This is a genomic window from Faecalibacterium sp. An121, assembly GCF_002160915.1.
In the GTDB taxonomy this organism is placed as follows: domain Bacteria; phylum Bacillota; class Clostridia; order Oscillospirales; family Ruminococcaceae; genus Faecalibacterium; species Faecalibacterium avium.
Window position 1 is genome coordinate 95,449 of record NZ_NFLM01000006.1, and the last position, 16,620, is coordinate 112,068.

The window sequence follows — 16,620 nt, forward strand, 5'->3', positions numbered from 1 at the left end:
CGTAACATTGCCCTCCTTACTTCAGCATCGCGCCCGAGATGACCATCATCTGCACTTCGCTGGTGCCCTCGTAGATCTCGGTGATCTTGGCGTCGCGCATCATCCGCTCGATCGGATAATCGCGGGTGTAGCCATAGCCGCCGAAGAGCTGCAGGCAGCGGCGGGTCACATCGCTGGCGGTGCGGGCTGCGATCAGCTTGGCCTCGGCAGCCTCCACGCTGTAACGGGTCTTCTGGCCGTTCATGACGTCCTGCTTCTTGAGCGCGGCGGCGTACACCAGGTACTTGGCTGCGTCCACGCGGGCCTTCATCTCAGCCAGCTCGAACTGGGTGTTCTGGAACTGTGCGATGCTGCGGCCAAACTGCTTGCGCTCCTTGACATAGGCGACCGTCTCGTCGAGGGCGCCCTCTGCAATGCCCAGGGCCTGGGCGGCGATGCCGATACGGCCGCCGTCCAGAGTGGCCATGGCCAGCTGGAAGCCGCGGCCCTTGACGCCCAGCAGGCGGTCCTTGGGGATCAGGCAGTCTTCCATGATCAGCTCACAGGTAGAGGAGCCGCGGATGCCCATCTTCTCCTCGGGCTTGCCGACCTTGAAGCCGGGGTCGGTGCGCTCGACGATGAAGGCGGAGATCTCTTTGGTCTTGCGGCCGCGCTTGTCCAGCACGGTGCCGGTAACGGCAATGATGATGAACACATCGGCAAAGCCGGCGTTGGTGATGAAGATCTTGGAGCCGTTCAGCAGCCAGCCGTCCTCACGCTCCACGGCGTAGGTCTGCTGGCCCTGGGCATCGGTGCCGGCGCCGGGCTCGGTCAGGCCGAAAGCGCCCAGCCACTCGCCGCTGCACAGCTTGGGCAGGTACTTTGCCTTCTGCTCGGGGGTGCCGTTCTCATAGATGGGGGCCGCGCACAGCGAGGTGTGGGCCGACAGGATAACGCCTGTGGTACCGCAGACCTTGCTCATTTCCTCCACGGCCATGACATAGCTCAGCACGTCGCCGCCTGCGCCGCCCACAGAGGTCGGGAAGTAAATGCCCATCATACCGAGCTTGCTCATCTTCTCGACGGTCTCTTTGGGGAAGTATTCTTCTGCATCCACCTGCTTTGCCAGGGGCTTGACTTCGTTCTCAGCGAACTCGCGGTACATCTTCTGCGCCATGAGCTGCTGCTTGGACAGAGTAAAATCCATCACTGCTTCCTCCCTTGGAAATGTATTGTTGATCGGGCGGGGGCAAAACCGCTCCCCGCAGGCTTTTCGGTTCTGCGGGGAACGTTCCTTCACGCCCGGTTACCCTTGCGGTACGGTGTTACAGCTTGTCCACAGGGGTCTTGGTGCGGTCTGCGTTGTAGACATAGAAGCCCTTGCCGGTCTTGCAGCCCAGGTTGCCGCCGCGCACCATCTTGCGCAGCAGGGGGCAGGCGCGGTACTTCGAATCGCCGGTCTCCTTGTACAGCACGTCCATGATGGCCAGGCAGATGTCCAGGCCCACGAAGTCGCCCAGCTCCAGGGGACCCATGGGGTGGTTGGCGCCCAGCTTCATGGCGGTGTCGATGCCCTCGATGTCAGAGACGCCCTCCATCTTGATGAAGGCGGCCTCGTTGATCATGGGGATCAGGATGCGGTTGACCACGAAGCCGGCAGCCTCGTTGACCTGCACCGGCTGCTTGCCGATGGCCACCGAGATCTCCTTGATCTTCTCCACCACGTCGGCGGGAGTGTTGCCGCCGGCGATGACCTCGATCAGCTTCATGCGGTCGGCGGGGTTGAAGAAGTGCATACCCACCAGCGGGCGGCTCAGGCCCTTGCCGATCTCGGTGATGGACAGGGAGGAAGTGTTGGAAGCAAAGATGCACTCGGGCTTGCAGATCTTGTCCAGCTGGGAGAAGGTATCCTGCTTGACCTTCATGTCCTCAAAGGCAGCCTCCACGATCAGGTCGCAGTCAGCGCACAGATCTTCCTTGATGCCCGGGGTGATGGCATCGCAGATCTCGTCGGCCTTGGCCTTGGTCATCTTGCCCTTGGCCACCAGACGGTCATAGCCCTTGACGATCTTGGCCTTGCCGTTGTCCGCCCACTCCTGCTTGATGTCACACAGAACGACGGTGTTGCCGCCCACCTGTGCAAATGCCTTTGCGATGCCCTGGCCCATGGTGCCAGCGCCGATGACGCCGATTTTCATAGCAATTTCTCCTTTTTCATTTATCCTGTCTTAAAACATCAGTTGTTGGTGAAAACAGCCTTGGGTTTCGGTTTCTCACGGGAGAGGAAGCAAGCCATGCCCTCTCTCTGGTCGTGGGTCTCGAAGCAGTCGCCAAACAGCTTCTCCTCCACTTCCACGGCCTTCTCGATGGGCAGCGAGATGCCCTCGTTCATGGCCTTCTTGCAGTTGCGCACCGCGATGGGCGCGTTTTTGGCGATCTTGCCGGCCAGCTTGAGCGCGTTCTCCATCAGCTCGGCCTGGGGATACACCGCGTTGACCAGACCGATGCGCAAAGCCTCGTCGGCCTTGATGTTCAAAGCCGAGTAGACCAGCTGCTTGGCCATGCCCAGGCCCACCAGGCGGGCCAGACGCTGGGTGCCGCCAAAGCCCGGGGTGATGCCCAGACCCACTTCGGGCTGGCCGAAGACGGCGTTGTCCGAGCAGATGCGGATATCGCAGCTCATGGCCAGCTCATTGCCGCCGCCCAGCGCAAAACCGTTGACTGCGGCGATGACGGGGATGGGGAACTGCTCGATCATCAGGAAGATGTCGTTGCCCAGCTTGCCGAAGGCCTCGCCTTCTGCCTTGGTCATAGTGCTCATCGAGCCGATGTCCGCGCCGGCCACAAAGCTCTTGTCCCCTCCTCCGGTCAGCACGATGCAGCGGATGGTATCCTGGTCCACGGCCTCAAAGGCGGCCTTCAGGTCGGCCAGGACTTCGGGGTTCAGCGCGTTCAGCGCCTTGGGGCGGTCGATGGTGATGATCTCCACCGCGCCCTGCACTTCAGTTTTCACAAAAGCCATTTTTGTCGTTTCCTTTCAGACTATCGGGCCGGGGCGGCGCAGGAGCCTGCGTCCCCCGCCCGGATCGGATCTTTTTCGCAGACAGGCTCAGTCCATCTCGACGATGGTGGCGCAGCCCATGCCGCCGCCGATGCACAGGGTGGCCAGGCCCTTCTTGGCGCCGCGATGCTTCATGGCGTACAGCAGGGTGACCAGGATGCGGGCGCCGGAAGCGCCGACGGGGTGGCCCAGAGCGATGGCGCCGCCGTTGACGTTGACCTTGTTCATGTCGAACTCCAGGTCGTGTGCCACAGCCAGGGACTGGGAAGCGAACGCCTCGTTGGCCTCGATCAGATCCATGTCAGCCACGGTCAGGCCGGTCTTGGCCATCACCTTGCGGGTAGCGGCCACAGGGCCGACGCCCATGATGGAGGGGTCCACGCCGCCCAGAGCGCCTGCGACCCAGGTGGCCATCGGGGTGATGCCCAGCTCCTTGGCCTTGTCCTCGCTCATGAGGACCAGAGCGGCCGCGCCGTCGTTGATGGCGGAAGCGTTGCCGGCGGTGACCTTGCCGTCCTTCTTGAAGGCGGGCTTGAGCTTGGCCAGCACATCGGGCGTGCTCAGACGGGGGCCTTCGTCGGTATCGAAGACGATGTCGCCCTTCTTGTTCTTGATGACCACGGGGACGATCTCGTCCTTGAAGGCGCCGTTCTTGATGGCCTCGGAAGCCTTCAGCTGGCTGTTGTATGCGAAGTTGTCCAGATCCTCACGGCTCAGGTTCCACTGGTCAGCCACGTTCTCGGCGGTGATGCCCATGTGGTAGTTGTTGAACGCATCCCACAGCGCATCGTTGACCATGGTGTCCACCAGCTCGCTCTTGCCCATGGGGTAGCCCATGCGGTAGCCGTAGCGGCCCTTCATCATGGCAAAGGGAGCCATATCCATGTTCTCGGTGCCGCCGGCCACGACGATGTCGGCATCGCCGGCCTCGATCATCCGTGCCGCGTTGTTGACGCACTCCAGGCCGGAGCCGCACACCACGTTCAGGGTGACAGCGGGGGTCTCCACAGGCAGGCCTGCCTTGATCGAAGCCTGACGTGCCACGTTCTGGCCCAGACCAGCCTGGATGACGCAGCCCATATACACCTGATCGACCTGCTCGGGCTTGATGCCGGCGCGGTTGATGGCCTCCTTGATGACGATGGCGCCCAGCTCGGCGGCGGGCACATTGGACAGGGTGCCGCCAAACTTACCGATGGCGGTGCGGCATGCAGATGCAATGACGATCTTTTTCATGTTTGTTTGCCTCCTGTTATGGTTGATTGTGTGGAAGGACGGATTTGCTGCGAATAAAACCTTCTATCAAAAACCCTTTGGGATGCGCCCTCAGGGGCTTTTGCATGGATGTGCCCTTTTATAAGGACGGGCCGGCTGTGCGCAGAGCGCTGTATTTCTCGTGCACGGCCTTCTCCACATTGGGGGTGACGAACTGGCTGATGTCGCTGCCGTAGCGGGCCGCTTCCTTGACCACGGTGGAGGACAGATAGCTCCACTTGATGCTGGTGGCCAGGAACACCGTCTCGATGCTGGGCATCAGGGCGTGGTTGGTCTGGGCCAGCTGGATCTCGTTTTCAAAGTCGGTGACGGCCCGCAGCCCCCGCACCATCACGGTGGCGTGGCATTTTTTTGCGAAATCCACCGTCAGTCCGTCAAAGCTCTGTACGGTGACGTTGGGCAGGTCCTTGCAGCACTCGGTCAGCAGCGCCACCCTTTCCTCAATGGTGAACAGCGGCCGCTTGGCGCTGTTGATCAGCACCGCCACGATCAGCTGGTCGTGGATGTTGGCCGCCCGGTGGATGATATCCAGATGCCCCCGTGTGACCGGGTCGAACGAGCCGGGATAAATGGCGATGGCCATGGAAACTGCCTCCCTGTTTTGCGCACGGGCCTGCCATACAGCGGCCCTGCGTTCCGTGTCAAACGGCCCCTGTCGTTATTTTTCTAACGACCTGTGGGCCAAGTCGGCGTCCCTCGCCTCCTGACACCCATAGTAAAGCACATTGTCAAAAGTTTATCAAGTAGTTTTGTGCAGATTTTCTGTTTTCATGCCCCAAACAATTTAAAACAATCTCTCATCTTTTTGTAGATTTTGCCAAGAGAGGGCATGACAGCGTCATTTTTGCGTTTTTCTATTGATTCTCGACTTCGTTAATGCTATAACTATCAGCGTAAGGGGCCCAAAAAGAGGCCTTTGGCTTCCCTTTTCCAGCCTGGCCCGATTGTACCAGCAGGATGTGTTCAACCGATGTGCAGAATATGTACAGCTTTTGAATCCCTGTGCAGCAGGGCCCATCCATCCCAAAGGACGCGCCGGCGCGTCCACTTGACCCGGGGGGCATACCGTGTTATTATTTTAACAACGGGGCGTGTCCCCTCTTTTTATGCAGTGGAAATGAAAACGAGGTGCAGTACCATGAATTTCGAGGATCTGATCGCAAGAGTAAAGACCTGCGGCAAGCAGAAGCTGGCCGTGGCAGCCGCCGAAGACGACGCCGTCCTGGAGGCTGTGGACGCGGCCCGCAAGCAGGGCATCGCAGACGCCATTCTGGTAGGCGATGAGGCCGCCATCCGCAAGATCGCCGCCCAGCTGGACATCGACCTGTCCGGCTATGAGATCATCAACGAGCCCGACAAGGTCAAGGCATCCCTGACCGCGGTCAAGCTGGCCCATGACGGCGTGGCCAATATGTACATGAAGGGCCTGCTGGACACCAAGACCTTTTTGAAGAGCGTCCTGGACAAGGAAGTGGGCCTGCGCACCGGCAATACCCTGTCCCATGTGGCGGTGTTTGAAGTCAAGGGGATCGAGCAGCTGCTGTTCCTGACCGACGTGGCCTTTGTGACCTACCCCACCCTGGAGGACAAGGTACACATCATTGAGAACACGGTGGCCGTGGCCCATGCCTGCGGCGTGGAGTGCCCCAAGGTGGCTCCCCTGGCCGCTGTGGAAGTGGTCAACCCCAAGATGCCCTGCACCGTGGACGCAGACGAGCTGCGCAAGATGAACGCCGAGGGCAAGATCACCGGCTGCGTGGTGGATGGTCCCCTGTCGATGGATATCGCCATCGACCCCGAGGCCGCCAGACACAAGGGCGCCCAGGACCGCCCGGCCGCCGGCTGCGCCGACATCCTGCTGTTCCCCGACATCCAGGCCGGCAACCTGGTCTACAAGACCCTGGTGCACACTGCCGAGTGCAAGAACGGCTGCATCCTGACCGGCACCCGCGTGCCCGCCATCCTGACCAGCCGGTCGGATTCCTTCCAGACCAAGGTCAACTCCATTGCCCTGGCCGCCGTCGTGGCCGCCAACCTGAAGGCTGAGTAAACAAAAAGGAGAAGAGAGTATGTCGATCAAAACGCTGGTCATCAACCCCGGCTCCACCTCCACCAAGGTGGGTGTGTTCGAGGACGAAACGCTGCTGTTCGAGGAGACCCTGCGCCACCCCACCGAGGAAATCGCCAAATACGCAAGCGTCATCGATCAGAAGGACTTCCGCAAGGAGATCATTCTGGACTTTTTGAAGGAAAAGAACTGCGACCCCCACAGCCTGGATGTGATCGTGGGCCGGGGCGGCCTGCTCAAGCCCATCCCCGGCGGCACCTACGCCGTCAGCGATGCGCTGCTGGCCGACCTGAAGAAGGGCGTGCAGGGCCAGCACGCCTCCAACCTGGGCGGCATCCTGGCCCGGGAGATCGGGGACAAGCTGGGCGTGCCCAGCTACATCGTGGACCCGGTGGTGGTGGATGAGCTGACCGATAAGGCCCGCCTGTCCGGTATGCCCGAGCTGCCCCGCCGCTCCATCTTCCATGCCCTGAACCAGAAGGCCGTGGCCCGCCGCTATGCCAAGGAGCACGATGCCCGCTATGAGGACCTGAACCTGATCGTCATCCACATGGGCGGCGGCGTGTCGGTGGGCGCCCACGACCACGGCCAGGTGGTGGACGTGAACAACATCCTGGACGGCGAGGGCTGCTTCAGCCCCGAGCGCAGCGGCACCGTGCCGGTGGGCGACCTGGTCAAGATGTGCTTCAGCGGCAAGTACACCCAGCAGGAGATCTACAAGAAGATCTGCGGCAACGGCGGCTTCAACGCCTACCTGCACACCAACGACGCCCGCGTGGTGGAGAAGATGGTGAAGGAAGGCAGCGCCGAGGCCAAGCTGGTGCAGGACGCCTTCTACTATCAGATCGCCAAGGATGCAGGCGCCATGGCCGCCGTGCTGTGCGGCAAGGTGGACCAGATCATCCTGACCGGCGGCATCGCTTACGATCCCTACACCTATGAGATGCTGGAGAAGTATCTGGGCTTCATCGCCCCCATCACCGTCTATCCCGGCGAAGATGAGCTGCTGGCTCTGTGCCAGGGCGCGCTGCGGGTGGTCACCGGCGAAGAGCAGGCCAAGGAATACTGATTCGCTCCCCTCTGCGACCAAACACGCCCCTGCCCTCCCTTGCGGGAAGGCGGGGGCTTTTTTGCTGCGCAGGCAGTGCGGACGGTTGACCGCGGCCCCGCTTGGTGGTAATCTTTAAGGTGTATCTGAGAAGTCAAAAATACTGAACCATTTGCCAGAAAGATGCGGATGCAAGACGCATGAGCGCCGCGGCACCTGCGCTATGCCGGTTTTCAGGATGGATGAGTTTTCCGATACGCCCCAAGCAGATCAAAAACAGCAAGGAGTGATCCAATGAAAACCAAGCAGATCGTGGGGCTGGCCGCTGCGGCCGCCCTGTTCATCGTCACGGGGGTCAGCAGCGTACTCACGCACCAACTGGCTGCTTCCCTCGTTCCTGTCCAGCCCACAGGGGTGGGGCTGACCGGCGGCTATACCTTCCAGGCCCCGGACGAGGATTACATCGGCGTGGTGCAGGTCAAAGGCACCATCGGTGAGCAGACCTCCACCACCCTGCTGGGCACCAGCCAGACCTACCAGCACACCACCACCCTGGAATACATCGACTGTCTGATGCAGGACGAGTCCAACAAGGGCATCCTGCTGGACGTGGATTCCCCGGGCGGCGCAGTGTACGAGAGCGAGGAGCTGTACCGGAAGCTGCAGGAGTACAAACAGGTCACCGGCCGTCCCATCTGGTGCTATATGGGCCACTATGCCGCATCGGGCGGGTATTATGTGTCGGCTGCGGCGGATACCATCTACGCCAACCCCAACACTACCACCGGCTCCATCGGAGTGATCATGTCGGCGGTGGATATGACCGGTCTGTACGACAAGCTGGGCATCCGGCAGGAGAACATCACCAGCGGCCCCTTCAAGGCCGGCGACCTGACCGAAGAACAGATCGCCATCTACCAAAGCCAGGTGGACGAGAGCTACGACCGCTTTGTGGAAGTGGTGGCCGAAGGGCGCGGCATGGATGAGGCCGCCGTCCGCACCCTGGCCGACGGCCGGACCTATACCGCCCGGCAGGCCCTGGACAACGGTCTGATCGACCAGATCTGCCTGTACGACGAGGCCAAAGCCGCGATCAGCGAAGAAAGCGGGGTCGGTCGGTTCTACACCCTGGAAGCCGGGCCCGCCCGCCTGCTGGACACCCTGCTGTCCGCCGTGGATCGGGTGATGCCCAAGTCCGAGGCACAGGTGCTGACCGAGCTGGCCCAGCAGACGCAAGGAGGGCTGATGTACTATGCAGACCTGTACTGAGAAAGATTGCACCTACGCCGGGTTCTGGGTGCGGCTGGCCGCCTTTGCCCTGGACAGCGCCATCCTGGCCGTGGGACTGCTGGCGGTACGGCTGGCCCTGGCAGGGCCCTTCGCACTGCTGGAACAAACCCCTCTGGGGGGCCAGGTATTGTTTGACCATACCCTGCAGGATATCCTGTTCTGGCTGCTGGCAGCGCTGTACAACATCCTGCTGGTATGGCGCTGCGGAGCCACCCCCGGCAAGCGGGTTATGAACCTGCGGGTGGTGGCCCGGGACGGCTCGGACCCGGGGCTGTTCAGTCTGGTCTACCGGGAGACGGTGGGCAAATACCTCAGCGGATTTGCCTGCATCGGCTACCTCATGGCCGCCTTCACCAAAGAAAAGACCGCCCTGCATGATATGCTGGCCGACACCCGGGTCATCTATGCCCGCCGTGTGAAGGTCTACCCCAGCGCGCCGGCTCCTGTTCCTGCGCCCACCCAGGCTGCGCCCGCGCCGGAAGCACCCGAAACCACCGTCCAGGATACGCCTGCGCCGGAACTTCCCAAGACCATTCCGGCTGCGCCCGCACCGGAAGCGCCCCAAACCGTCCAGGATACGCCCACCGCAGAAGCATCCGAGGCTGTCCAGGACGCACCCGCGCCGGAGGTATCCAAAACCGAAGATCCGTAAAAGGAGCTTCCGCTTTGCGGCATCTCCCCTACAATGCCAAAACAGGGCATCCCGCAAGGGATGCCCTTAGCGTGTCGTTTTCGACACGCTCCAGGGGGAACCCATTTCTGCGCGCAGTCGCGCGGCAGAAATTCCTTCCCCCTGGTGGTTGCGGTTCCCTGCTTTTGCTGCGCCCGTCGCAGCGGGCTTGCAAAAGGCAGACCGCTGCCCCTGCTCCGCTTCGGCTGTTTCGTCCGCAGGACGCGCCTCAGCTTCGCAGTCCCTGGGGACAAAATTTAGCGCTGAACCGCGCACTCGGCCTTGTGGCCTCGCACACTCTCAGCGCTAAATTTCCCTGTATGTGTCCTGTCCATCCGCACATGTCGGCTGGACAGGACTTTTTTCTGCTGACCTCCGCCGCCCCAGCCGCCGGGGCAGCGCGATCACAGGATGGTCAGCATATTGTACAGCTTCATCAGCCGGATATCCTCTTTGGACAGACGCAGGCTCTTTTCAAACTCGGGCGTTTCTTTTTGCGGGCTCTTGGCGAACAGGATCTTGGTGGAGGTGGGCATCAGCGGGCGGCTGGAAATGCCGAATGCCAGCCCCCACTTGACCGGTCCATTCATATAAGGGCTGGGGATGCCCACCTGATAGAGGTCCATCTCCATATGCTGGTTTTGCAGGACCAGCAGGCTCAGCGTATCAAAATGGGTCAGACGGCCGTCGTAGAGGTTTTCGCACAGGTGGTAATGGTCATAGTCGTCCACGTTCATGTACATATGGACATGGAAGGACCCCGGTTCCGTCTCCTCCAGAATGTCCCCCACGCTGCGCACGATGCTGTTGCTCCGGCCATCGTAATAGTAGCAGTAAAAGCGGTCCAGCCCCGAAAAGAAGGCGGGGACCGCCCCGCCCGGCAGGCCGGGGGTTCGGTCGGGCGGCAGATAGAGCAGCTGCGTCACCCGCACTTCCAGCGCGGCGGCCACATCGTACAGGGTGGCCAGGTCGATGGCAATCTGCCCATTCTCATATTTGGAAACGCAGGATTTGCTCTTGCAGATGGCCGCTGCCAGCTGGTCGATGGTCATCTGCCTCCTTTTTCGATAATACCGGATGCGTTCGCCGATTTCATGCACTATATCCACAAAAAACGTCCCCTTTGTTCGTTCAAATTGTGCAGTTTCCGATAAATACACAAAAATCCGCTTTTGGCTCTTTTTTTCATTATACGGCATTTGCACCCTGAAAACAAGCCAAATTTCCACTTTGAAGAAACTTTTCGTCCAAATTGTTTCCTCCGGATAAATTCCGGCATATTGGACAACGGGGCAAGTCTTGGGTATAGTAAAGGCACAAACAAGGACAGCCCGGCGGCCGACGGGAAAGACGATCCTGAGTCAACCAAGCAAAGGAGTCTCGTATGAAGTACAATTTTGATGAGGTCATTGACCGCAGCCACAACCGTTCCTCCAAGTACGATGAGCGGGTCAAAAAATTCGGCACAGCAGACGTCATCCCTCTGTGGGTCGCAGATATGGATTTCCGCACGGCGCAGCCGATCATCGACGCCTGCAAGGCAAAAGCCGAGGAAGGCATCTGGGGTTACACTTCCCGGCCGGACAGCTATTTTGAGGCTGTGCAGCAGTGGCAGGTCAAGCGCAACCACTGGAAGCCCGACACCGCCCTCATGAGCTGGAGCCTGGGCGTTGTTCCGGCCCTGTCGGCCATCGTCAAGCTGTTCAGCAAGGACGGCGACAAGGTGATGATCCAGACACCGGTCTACTCGGAGTTCTACGACGTGGTGGAAGCCTGGGACCGCACGGTGGTGGAGAACCAGCTGGTGGAGGAAAACGGCCGCTGGCATATCGATTTCGACGACTTTGCCGCCAAAGCGAAGGAGTGCAGCATCTTCCTGCTGTGCAACCCCCACAACCCCCTGGGCATCGTTTGGGACCCCGCCGACCTGCGCCGGATGGCCGAGATCTGCATCGAGAACGGAACGCTCCTGGTGTCCGACGAGATCCACTCCGACCTGATCTTCCACGGCAAGCATCACACCGTCACCGCTTCCCTCTCGCCTGAGATCGCGAGCCATATCATCACCTGCACCTCGGCCACCAAGACCTTCAACCTGGCCGGCCTGCAGGCCAGCACCACCATCTTCCCCAACCAAGAGATGAAGGCCGTCTTCGACAAATTCTGGGGCGGAATGGACATCCACCGCAACAACGCATTCAGCTCGGTGGCCATGGAAGCAGCCTACCGCGAGGGCGAGGAGTGGCTTGAGCAGCTGCTGTCCTATCTGTCGGCCAACTTCGACTATGTCTGCGACTACTGCGCCAAAAACATCCCCCAGATCAAGCCCAACCGTCCCGATGCCACCTATCTGATGTGGCTGGACTGCCGCGATCTGCAGATGACCAACGAGGAACTGCGCGATTTCTTTATCCACAAGGCCAAGCTGGGCCTGAACGAGGGCTACACCTTCGGCCGCAGCCTGAGCGGCTATATGCGCCTGAACGCAGCCTGCCCCAGGGCCACCCTGGAAAAGGCCATGGCCCAACTGAAAGCCGCCGTAGATGCCCTGTAACGGAAAGGGAGGGACCGAATCATGTCTACATCGTCCAACATCATCAAACAAAAGACCTTCTGGCAGCAGTACGGCAACCTGATCCTGATCCTGGGCGGCATCGTTGTGGGCGCGCTGATCGGCGCCTTCGCCCCCAGTGTGGGCACCGCCATCAAGCCGGTGGGCGACATTTTCCTGAACCTGTTGTTCACCATCGTGGTTCCCCTGGTGTTCGTCTCCATCGCCTCTGCTGTGGGCAGCATGGCCAACATGAAGCGTCTGGGCCGCATCCTGGGCGGCACCATCGGCACCTTCATCTTTACCGGCCTGATCGCAGCCGCCTGCGTACTGGTCTGGGTCAACCTGTTCAGCCCCTCCGCCGGCACCTCCATTGAGATGACCAGCGCCGAGGTGGGCGAAGCCAAGACCGCCGCCGAGCTGATCGTCAGTTCCCTCACCGTGTCCGACTTTTCGGACCTGTGGGATAAGTCCAATATGCTGCCCCTCATCATCTTCGCCATCCTCATCGGCTTCTGCGTGTCGGCCTGCGGCGGCGACGAGACCCCTGTGGGCAAGCTGCTGGTCAACCTCAACGACATCATCATGAAGTTTGTCGGCGTCATCATGACCATCGCCCCTCTGGGCCTGGGCGCCTACTTTGCCAACCTGGTGGCCACCTACGGCCCCGAGATCATCGGCGACTACGGCCGCTCCATGCTGGTCTACTATCCCCTGTGCCTGCTCTACGCCGTCATCTTCTTCCCCTTCTACGCCTTCCTGGCCGCCGGCAAGCTGGGCGTGACCACCATGATCAAGCACATCTTCCCGCCGGCCATCACCGCTTTTGCCACCCAGTCCTCCGCCGCCACCATCCCCGTCAACAAAGAAGCCTGCGACGCCATCGGCGTTCCCAAGGATGTCAGCGACCTGGTCCTGCCCATGGGCTGCACCATGCACATGGACGGCTCGGTCCTGTCCTCCATCGTCAAGATCGCTTTCCTGTACGGCATCTTCGGGATGGACTTCTCGGGCGCAGGCACCTACGGCATGGCCATCGTGGTGGCCATCCTCTCGGCCTTTGTCCTGTCCGGCGCGCCGGGCGGCGGCCTGGTGGGCGAAATGCTGATCGTCAGCATGTTCAACTTCCCGGCTGAAGCCTTCCCCATCATCGCGACCCTGGGCTTCATCTTCGACCCTGCTGCCACCTGCCTGAACTCCTCCGGCGACACCATCGCCTCCATGATGGTCACCCGCCTGGTGGAAGGCAAGGACTGGCTGGTCAAGGCCAGCGCCCGCAAGCAGGCCCGCTGAGCCCACGCACACCCCATTTACAGACATGAGAAAAGGAGCATTTGTATGAAATTGATCGACACCAAGAACGCCCCCGGCGCCATCGGCCCCTATGTGCAGGGCTATGTTGTGAACGGCATCGTCTATACCAGTGGCCAGATCCCCGCCAGCCCCGCCGACGGCAGCATCCCCGAAGGGATCGCCGCCCAGGCCCGCCAGAGCTGCGAGAACGTCAAGGCCATCCTGGAAGCCGCCGGCTCCGACCTGACCCGGGTCATCAAGACCACCTGCTTTTTGGCCGATATGGGCGACTTTGCCGCATTCAACGAGGTCTATGCAGGCTACTTCACCGGCAAACCCGCCCGCAGCTGCGTCGCCGTCAAGGCCCTGCCCAAAGGCGTCCTCTGTGAGATCGAAGCCATTGCGGAGGTGTGAGCCATGAACGTGACCGTCATCGGCAGTCATCTCTGCCCCGATACCCTCTATGCCCTCCATCAGCTGGCTGCCGCCGGCGCAGAAGTGGAATTCAAAGACATCCTCTCCTGCCATGCAGCCCTGCAGGATTACCTGCAGATCCGGGAGAACAGCCCCCTCTACGCTGAGATCCGCGGCACCCGGCGGCTGGGCGTCCCCTGCTTTGTACAGGAGGACGGCAGCCTCACGCTGGACCTGCACGACATCCTGCGCTAAACCCGCCAAACCCACGATATACCCTCCTAATTTCCCTGGTTGACCCCGGCCGGCGCCCGCCGCGCCGGGGTCCTCTTGTGGGAAGGAGAGGCGAAAGGAGCGTGCCCATGCACGAATTGACCGAACTGATCCGGCAGGACATGAAGCCGGCGCTGGGCGTCACCGAGCCGGGAGCCATTGCCTTTGCGGTGGCCTGTGCCCGGCGGCACACCAGCGGCGCTATCCGCCGGATCACATTGCGGCTGAACAGCGGTATGTTCAAAAACGCCTTCACCTGCGGCATCCCCGGCAGCAGCGAGGTGGGCAACGCCCACGCCGCCGCCCTGGGCGCAGTGGGGGCAGACCCGGACAAAGGTCTGGAATGTCTGGACGGCATCACTCCGGAACAGGCCCGCCAGGCCAGAGAGATGGTCGACGCCGGGATGGTCCGGGTGGAAATGGCCGGGATCAGCAGCCGCATCTTCATCGAAGCCACCGTGACCGCCAAAGAACAGGAAGCCTCCGTCACCATCCGGGATACCCATACCAACATCGTCCGCATCACCGAGAACGGCCGCACCGTCTTTGAAAAGCCGGTCCCGGAAGACGTTCCGGACGGCGGCGCCGTCCCCCTGATCCACCGCTACACTCTGGCACAGCTGCGGGATTACGCCCTCACCGTGCCGGCCGGCGAGATCGCCTTCATCCGGCGCGCCTTCGAGATGAATCTGGCCCTCTGCAAAGCGGGCCTGGACAGCCCCAAAACCACCTATGCCCGCTATCTGCTGGCCGAAAACGGCGGCCGGCTCATTTCCTGGGACGAACAGGCCACCGCTTCCCTGCTCTGCAACGGAGCCATTGAAGCCCGGGTCCTGGGCCTGCCCCAGCCGGCTATGAGCATCACCGGGTCGGGAGCGCATGGGATCATCGCCACCATGCCCCTCTACGCCGCCTGTCAGGTACAGGGATATCCGGAGGAGAAACTGCTGCGCGCCGCCGCCCTGAGCTATCTGGTCTGTATGTACATCAAGGAGTATTCGGGCAAGCTGTCGGCATTCTGCGGCTGCGCCATCGCGGCGGGCACCGGCATGGCCTGCGGCCTTGTCCTTCTGCGGGACGGCGATGCGGGCGCCATGGCGCGGACCATCTGCAACATGGCCAGCAGCATCACCGGGATGATCTGCGACGGCGGCAATCAGGGCTGCACCATGAAGGGCGTGGTGGCGGTGGACGCCGCCTACCGGTCTGTCTCCATGGCAATGCAGGGCATCGCGATCGATCCGATCCATGGCATCAACGGTCCCACCCCCGAGCAGACCATGCGGAACATGGGGCTGATCGCCTCCCCCGGCATGACGGGCACCGAAAAGACCATGATCGACATTCTGGAGCACAAGCAGAAAGGAAATTGAACGATGGAACGGAACAGCAACGTTTATCAGGCATATGTGCGCATCTTGCAGGAAGAGCTGATCCCCGCGATGGGCTGCACCGAGCCCATCGCCATTGCCTATGCCGCCGCCAAGGCGCGGGAGGTGCTGGGCTGTCTGCCCGGCACGGTGTGGCTGGGCGTCAGCAACAACATCATCAAAAACGTCAAAAGCGTGGTGGTGCCCAACACCGACGGCCTGAAGGGCATCGAAGCGGCGGCCGCCGCCGGCATCGTGGGAGGTCAGGCCGACAAGGCCCTCGAGGTCATCTCGTCCGTGACCAGTGAGCAGAAAGCCGGGATGCATCGCTTTCTGGAGAGCACACCCATCCAGGTCGAGGCGGTGGACAATGGCCAGATCTTCGACATCCTGGTCCGCCTGACTGCGGGGGAAAAGACGGCTTTTGTCCGCATCGCCCAGTACCACACCAACATCGTGCACATCGAAAAGGATGGGCAGGTGCTGCTGGACATTCCCGTGGAGGAAAGCGGGACTGCCTGCGGCCATGAGGGCAGCGCCCCCACCGAAGAAGGTCTGGCCGGCCGGGATCTTTTGACCATCGCGGCCATCCTGGACTTTGCCGACAGCTGCGAGCTGGATGACATCCGCCCGGTGCTGGACACCCAGATCCAGTACAACACCCAGATCTCGGAGGAGGGGCTGCTGGGCGACTATGGGGCCAACATCGGTTCCACCATGCTGAAATTCTACGGCGACGACGTGCGCAACCGGGCCATCGCCAAGGCGGCCGCCGGCTCGGATGCCCGGATGAGCGGCTGTGAGCTGCCGGTGGTCATCAACTCGGGCAGCGGCAACCAGGGCATCACGGTGTCGGTGCCTGTCATCGAGTACGCCAAGGCTTTGGCCGTTCCCAAAGACCGGCTGTACCGGGCGCTGGCCGTCTCCAACCTCATCGCCATCCACGAAAAGAGCGGCATCGGGCGCCTGTCAGCCTATTGCGGCGCCGTGAGCGCCGGGTGCGCCGCCGGCTGCGGCATCGCCTACCTGCAGGGGGCGGACTACAAGGCCATCGCCCACACCCTGGTCAATGCGCTGGCCATCGTGTCGGGCATCATCTGCGACGGGGCCAAGCCCAGCTGCGCCGCCAAAATCGCGTCCAGCGTGGAGGCGGGCATCATGGGCTACCATATGTACCTGAACGGCCAGCAGTTCCGCGCCGGGGACGGCATCGTCACCAAGGGCGTCGAGAACACCATCCGGAACGTCAGCCAGCTGGGCCGCGAAGGGATGCGGGAGACCGACAAAGAGATCGTCAAGATCATGCTGCAGGACCAGTGAAGGAGGGA

General features: G+C 61.5%; 16 protein-coding genes. 10 read left to right on the plus strand and 6 right to left on the minus strand.

The window, feature by feature from the left end:
- Positions 1 to 16: 16 nt before the first annotated feature.
- The 5 genes from B5E66_RS04950 to coaD form a co-directional block, all read right to left on the minus strand.
- Positions 17 to 1,186, minus strand: a complete 1,170-nt coding sequence (locus B5E66_RS04950; RefSeq protein WP_087229466.1) for an acyl-CoA dehydrogenase family protein — start codon at positions 1,184 to 1,186, stop codon at positions 17 to 19.
- Between the two features lie 118 nt (positions 1,187 to 1,304).
- Positions 1,305 to 2,177 carry a 3-hydroxyacyl-CoA dehydrogenase family protein gene (locus B5E66_RS04955; RefSeq protein ID WP_087229469.1) on the minus strand — a complete coding sequence of 291 codons (873 nt, stop codon included), beginning with the start codon at positions 2,175 to 2,177 and terminating at the stop codon, positions 1,305 to 1,307.
- A 38-nt stretch (positions 2,178 to 2,215) separates the two neighbouring features.
- On the minus strand, positions 2,216 to 3,001 hold the full coding sequence (locus B5E66_RS04960) for an enoyl-CoA hydratase-related protein (RefSeq protein ID WP_087229472.1): 786 nt from the start codon (positions 2,999 to 3,001) through the stop codon (positions 2,216 to 2,218).
- Between the two features lie 87 nt (positions 3,002 to 3,088).
- On the minus strand, positions 3,089 to 4,276 hold the full coding sequence (locus B5E66_RS04965; RefSeq protein WP_087229475.1) for an acetyl-CoA C-acetyltransferase: 1,188 nt from the start codon (positions 4,274 to 4,276) through the stop codon (positions 3,089 to 3,091).
- A 118-nt stretch (positions 4,277 to 4,394) separates the two neighbouring features.
- Positions 4,395 to 4,898 (minus strand): pantetheine-phosphate adenylyltransferase, encoded by a 504-nt coding sequence (gene coaD, locus B5E66_RS04970; protein WP_087229478.1) that lies wholly within the window; start codon positions 4,896 to 4,898, stop codon positions 4,395 to 4,397.
- Positions 4,899 to 5,285: 387 nt separating this feature from the next.
- Between coaD and ptb the strand changes: the two genes are divergently transcribed.
- The 4 genes from ptb to B5E66_RS04990 all read left to right on the plus strand — a co-directional run bounded on the left by ptb (position 5,286) and on the right by B5E66_RS04990 (position 9,373).
- The gene (gene ptb / locus B5E66_RS04975) at positions 5,286 to 6,365 is read left to right on the plus strand and encodes a phosphate butyryltransferase (RefSeq protein ID WP_255396628.1); all 1,080 of its coding nucleotides are present in this window, start codon (positions 5,286 to 5,288) and stop codon (positions 6,363 to 6,365) included.
- A gap of 19 nt (positions 6,366 to 6,384) precedes the next feature.
- The gene (buk, locus tag B5E66_RS04980) at positions 6,385 to 7,452 is read left to right on the plus strand and encodes a butyrate kinase (protein ID WP_087229485.1); all 1,068 of its coding nucleotides are present in this window, start codon (positions 6,385 to 6,387) and stop codon (positions 7,450 to 7,452) included.
- A gap of 273 nt (positions 7,453 to 7,725) precedes the next feature.
- Positions 7,726 to 8,700 (plus strand): signal peptide peptidase SppA, encoded by a 975-nt coding sequence (sppA, locus tag B5E66_RS04985; RefSeq protein ID WP_087229488.1) that lies wholly within the window; start codon positions 7,726 to 7,728, stop codon positions 8,698 to 8,700.
- Positions 8,684 to 9,373 carry an RDD family protein gene (locus tag B5E66_RS04990; RefSeq protein WP_087229491.1) on the plus strand — a complete coding sequence of 230 codons (690 nt, stop codon included), beginning with the start codon at positions 8,684 to 8,686 and terminating at the stop codon, positions 9,371 to 9,373. The genes sppA and B5E66_RS04990 overlap by 17 nt, the downstream gene beginning before the upstream one ends.
- 422 nt (positions 9,374 to 9,795) lie before the next feature.
- Here B5E66_RS04990 and B5E66_RS04995 read toward each other — a convergent pair whose 3' ends face one another.
- Positions 9,796 to 10,500 carry a helix-turn-helix domain-containing protein gene (locus B5E66_RS04995; RefSeq protein WP_206393031.1) on the minus strand — a complete coding sequence of 235 codons (705 nt, stop codon included), beginning with the start codon at positions 10,498 to 10,500 and terminating at the stop codon, positions 9,796 to 9,798.
- Positions 10,501 to 10,775: 275 nt separating this feature from the next.
- On the opposite strand from B5E66_RS04995, the gene B5E66_RS05000 reads away from it, so the two are divergent.
- The 6 genes from B5E66_RS05000 to B5E66_RS05025 all read left to right on the plus strand — a co-directional run bounded on the left by B5E66_RS05000 (position 10,776) and on the right by B5E66_RS05025 (position 16,612).
- Positions 10,776 to 11,945, plus strand: coding sequence for a MalY/PatB family protein (locus B5E66_RS05000; protein ID WP_087229497.1), 1,170 nt, complete (start codon positions 10,776 to 10,778; stop codon positions 11,943 to 11,945).
- 21 nt (positions 11,946 to 11,966) lie between these two features.
- Positions 11,967 to 13,235, plus strand: coding sequence for a dicarboxylate/amino acid:cation symporter (locus B5E66_RS05005; RefSeq protein WP_087229500.1), 1,269 nt, complete (start codon positions 11,967 to 11,969; stop codon positions 13,233 to 13,235).
- 45 nt (positions 13,236 to 13,280) lie between these two features.
- Positions 13,281 to 13,649, plus strand: a complete 369-nt coding sequence (locus B5E66_RS05010) for a RidA family protein (RefSeq protein ID WP_087229503.1) — start codon at positions 13,281 to 13,283, stop codon at positions 13,647 to 13,649.
- Positions 13,650 to 13,652: 3 nt separating this feature from the next.
- A complete protein-coding gene (locus tag B5E66_RS05015; RefSeq protein ID WP_087229506.1) occupies positions 13,653 to 13,904 on the plus strand; it encodes a glutaredoxin in 252 nt (83 codons plus the stop codon).
- A 107-nt stretch (positions 13,905 to 14,011) separates the two neighbouring features.
- Positions 14,012 to 15,295, plus strand: coding sequence for an L-cysteine desulfidase family protein (locus B5E66_RS05020; protein WP_087229509.1), 1,284 nt, complete (start codon positions 14,012 to 14,014; stop codon positions 15,293 to 15,295).
- Between the two features lie 3 nt (positions 15,296 to 15,298).
- Positions 15,299 to 16,612, plus strand: coding sequence for an L-cysteine desulfidase family protein (locus B5E66_RS05025; RefSeq protein WP_087229512.1), 1,314 nt, complete (start codon positions 15,299 to 15,301; stop codon positions 16,610 to 16,612).
- The last annotated feature ends 8 nt before the right edge of the window (positions 16,613 to 16,620 follow it).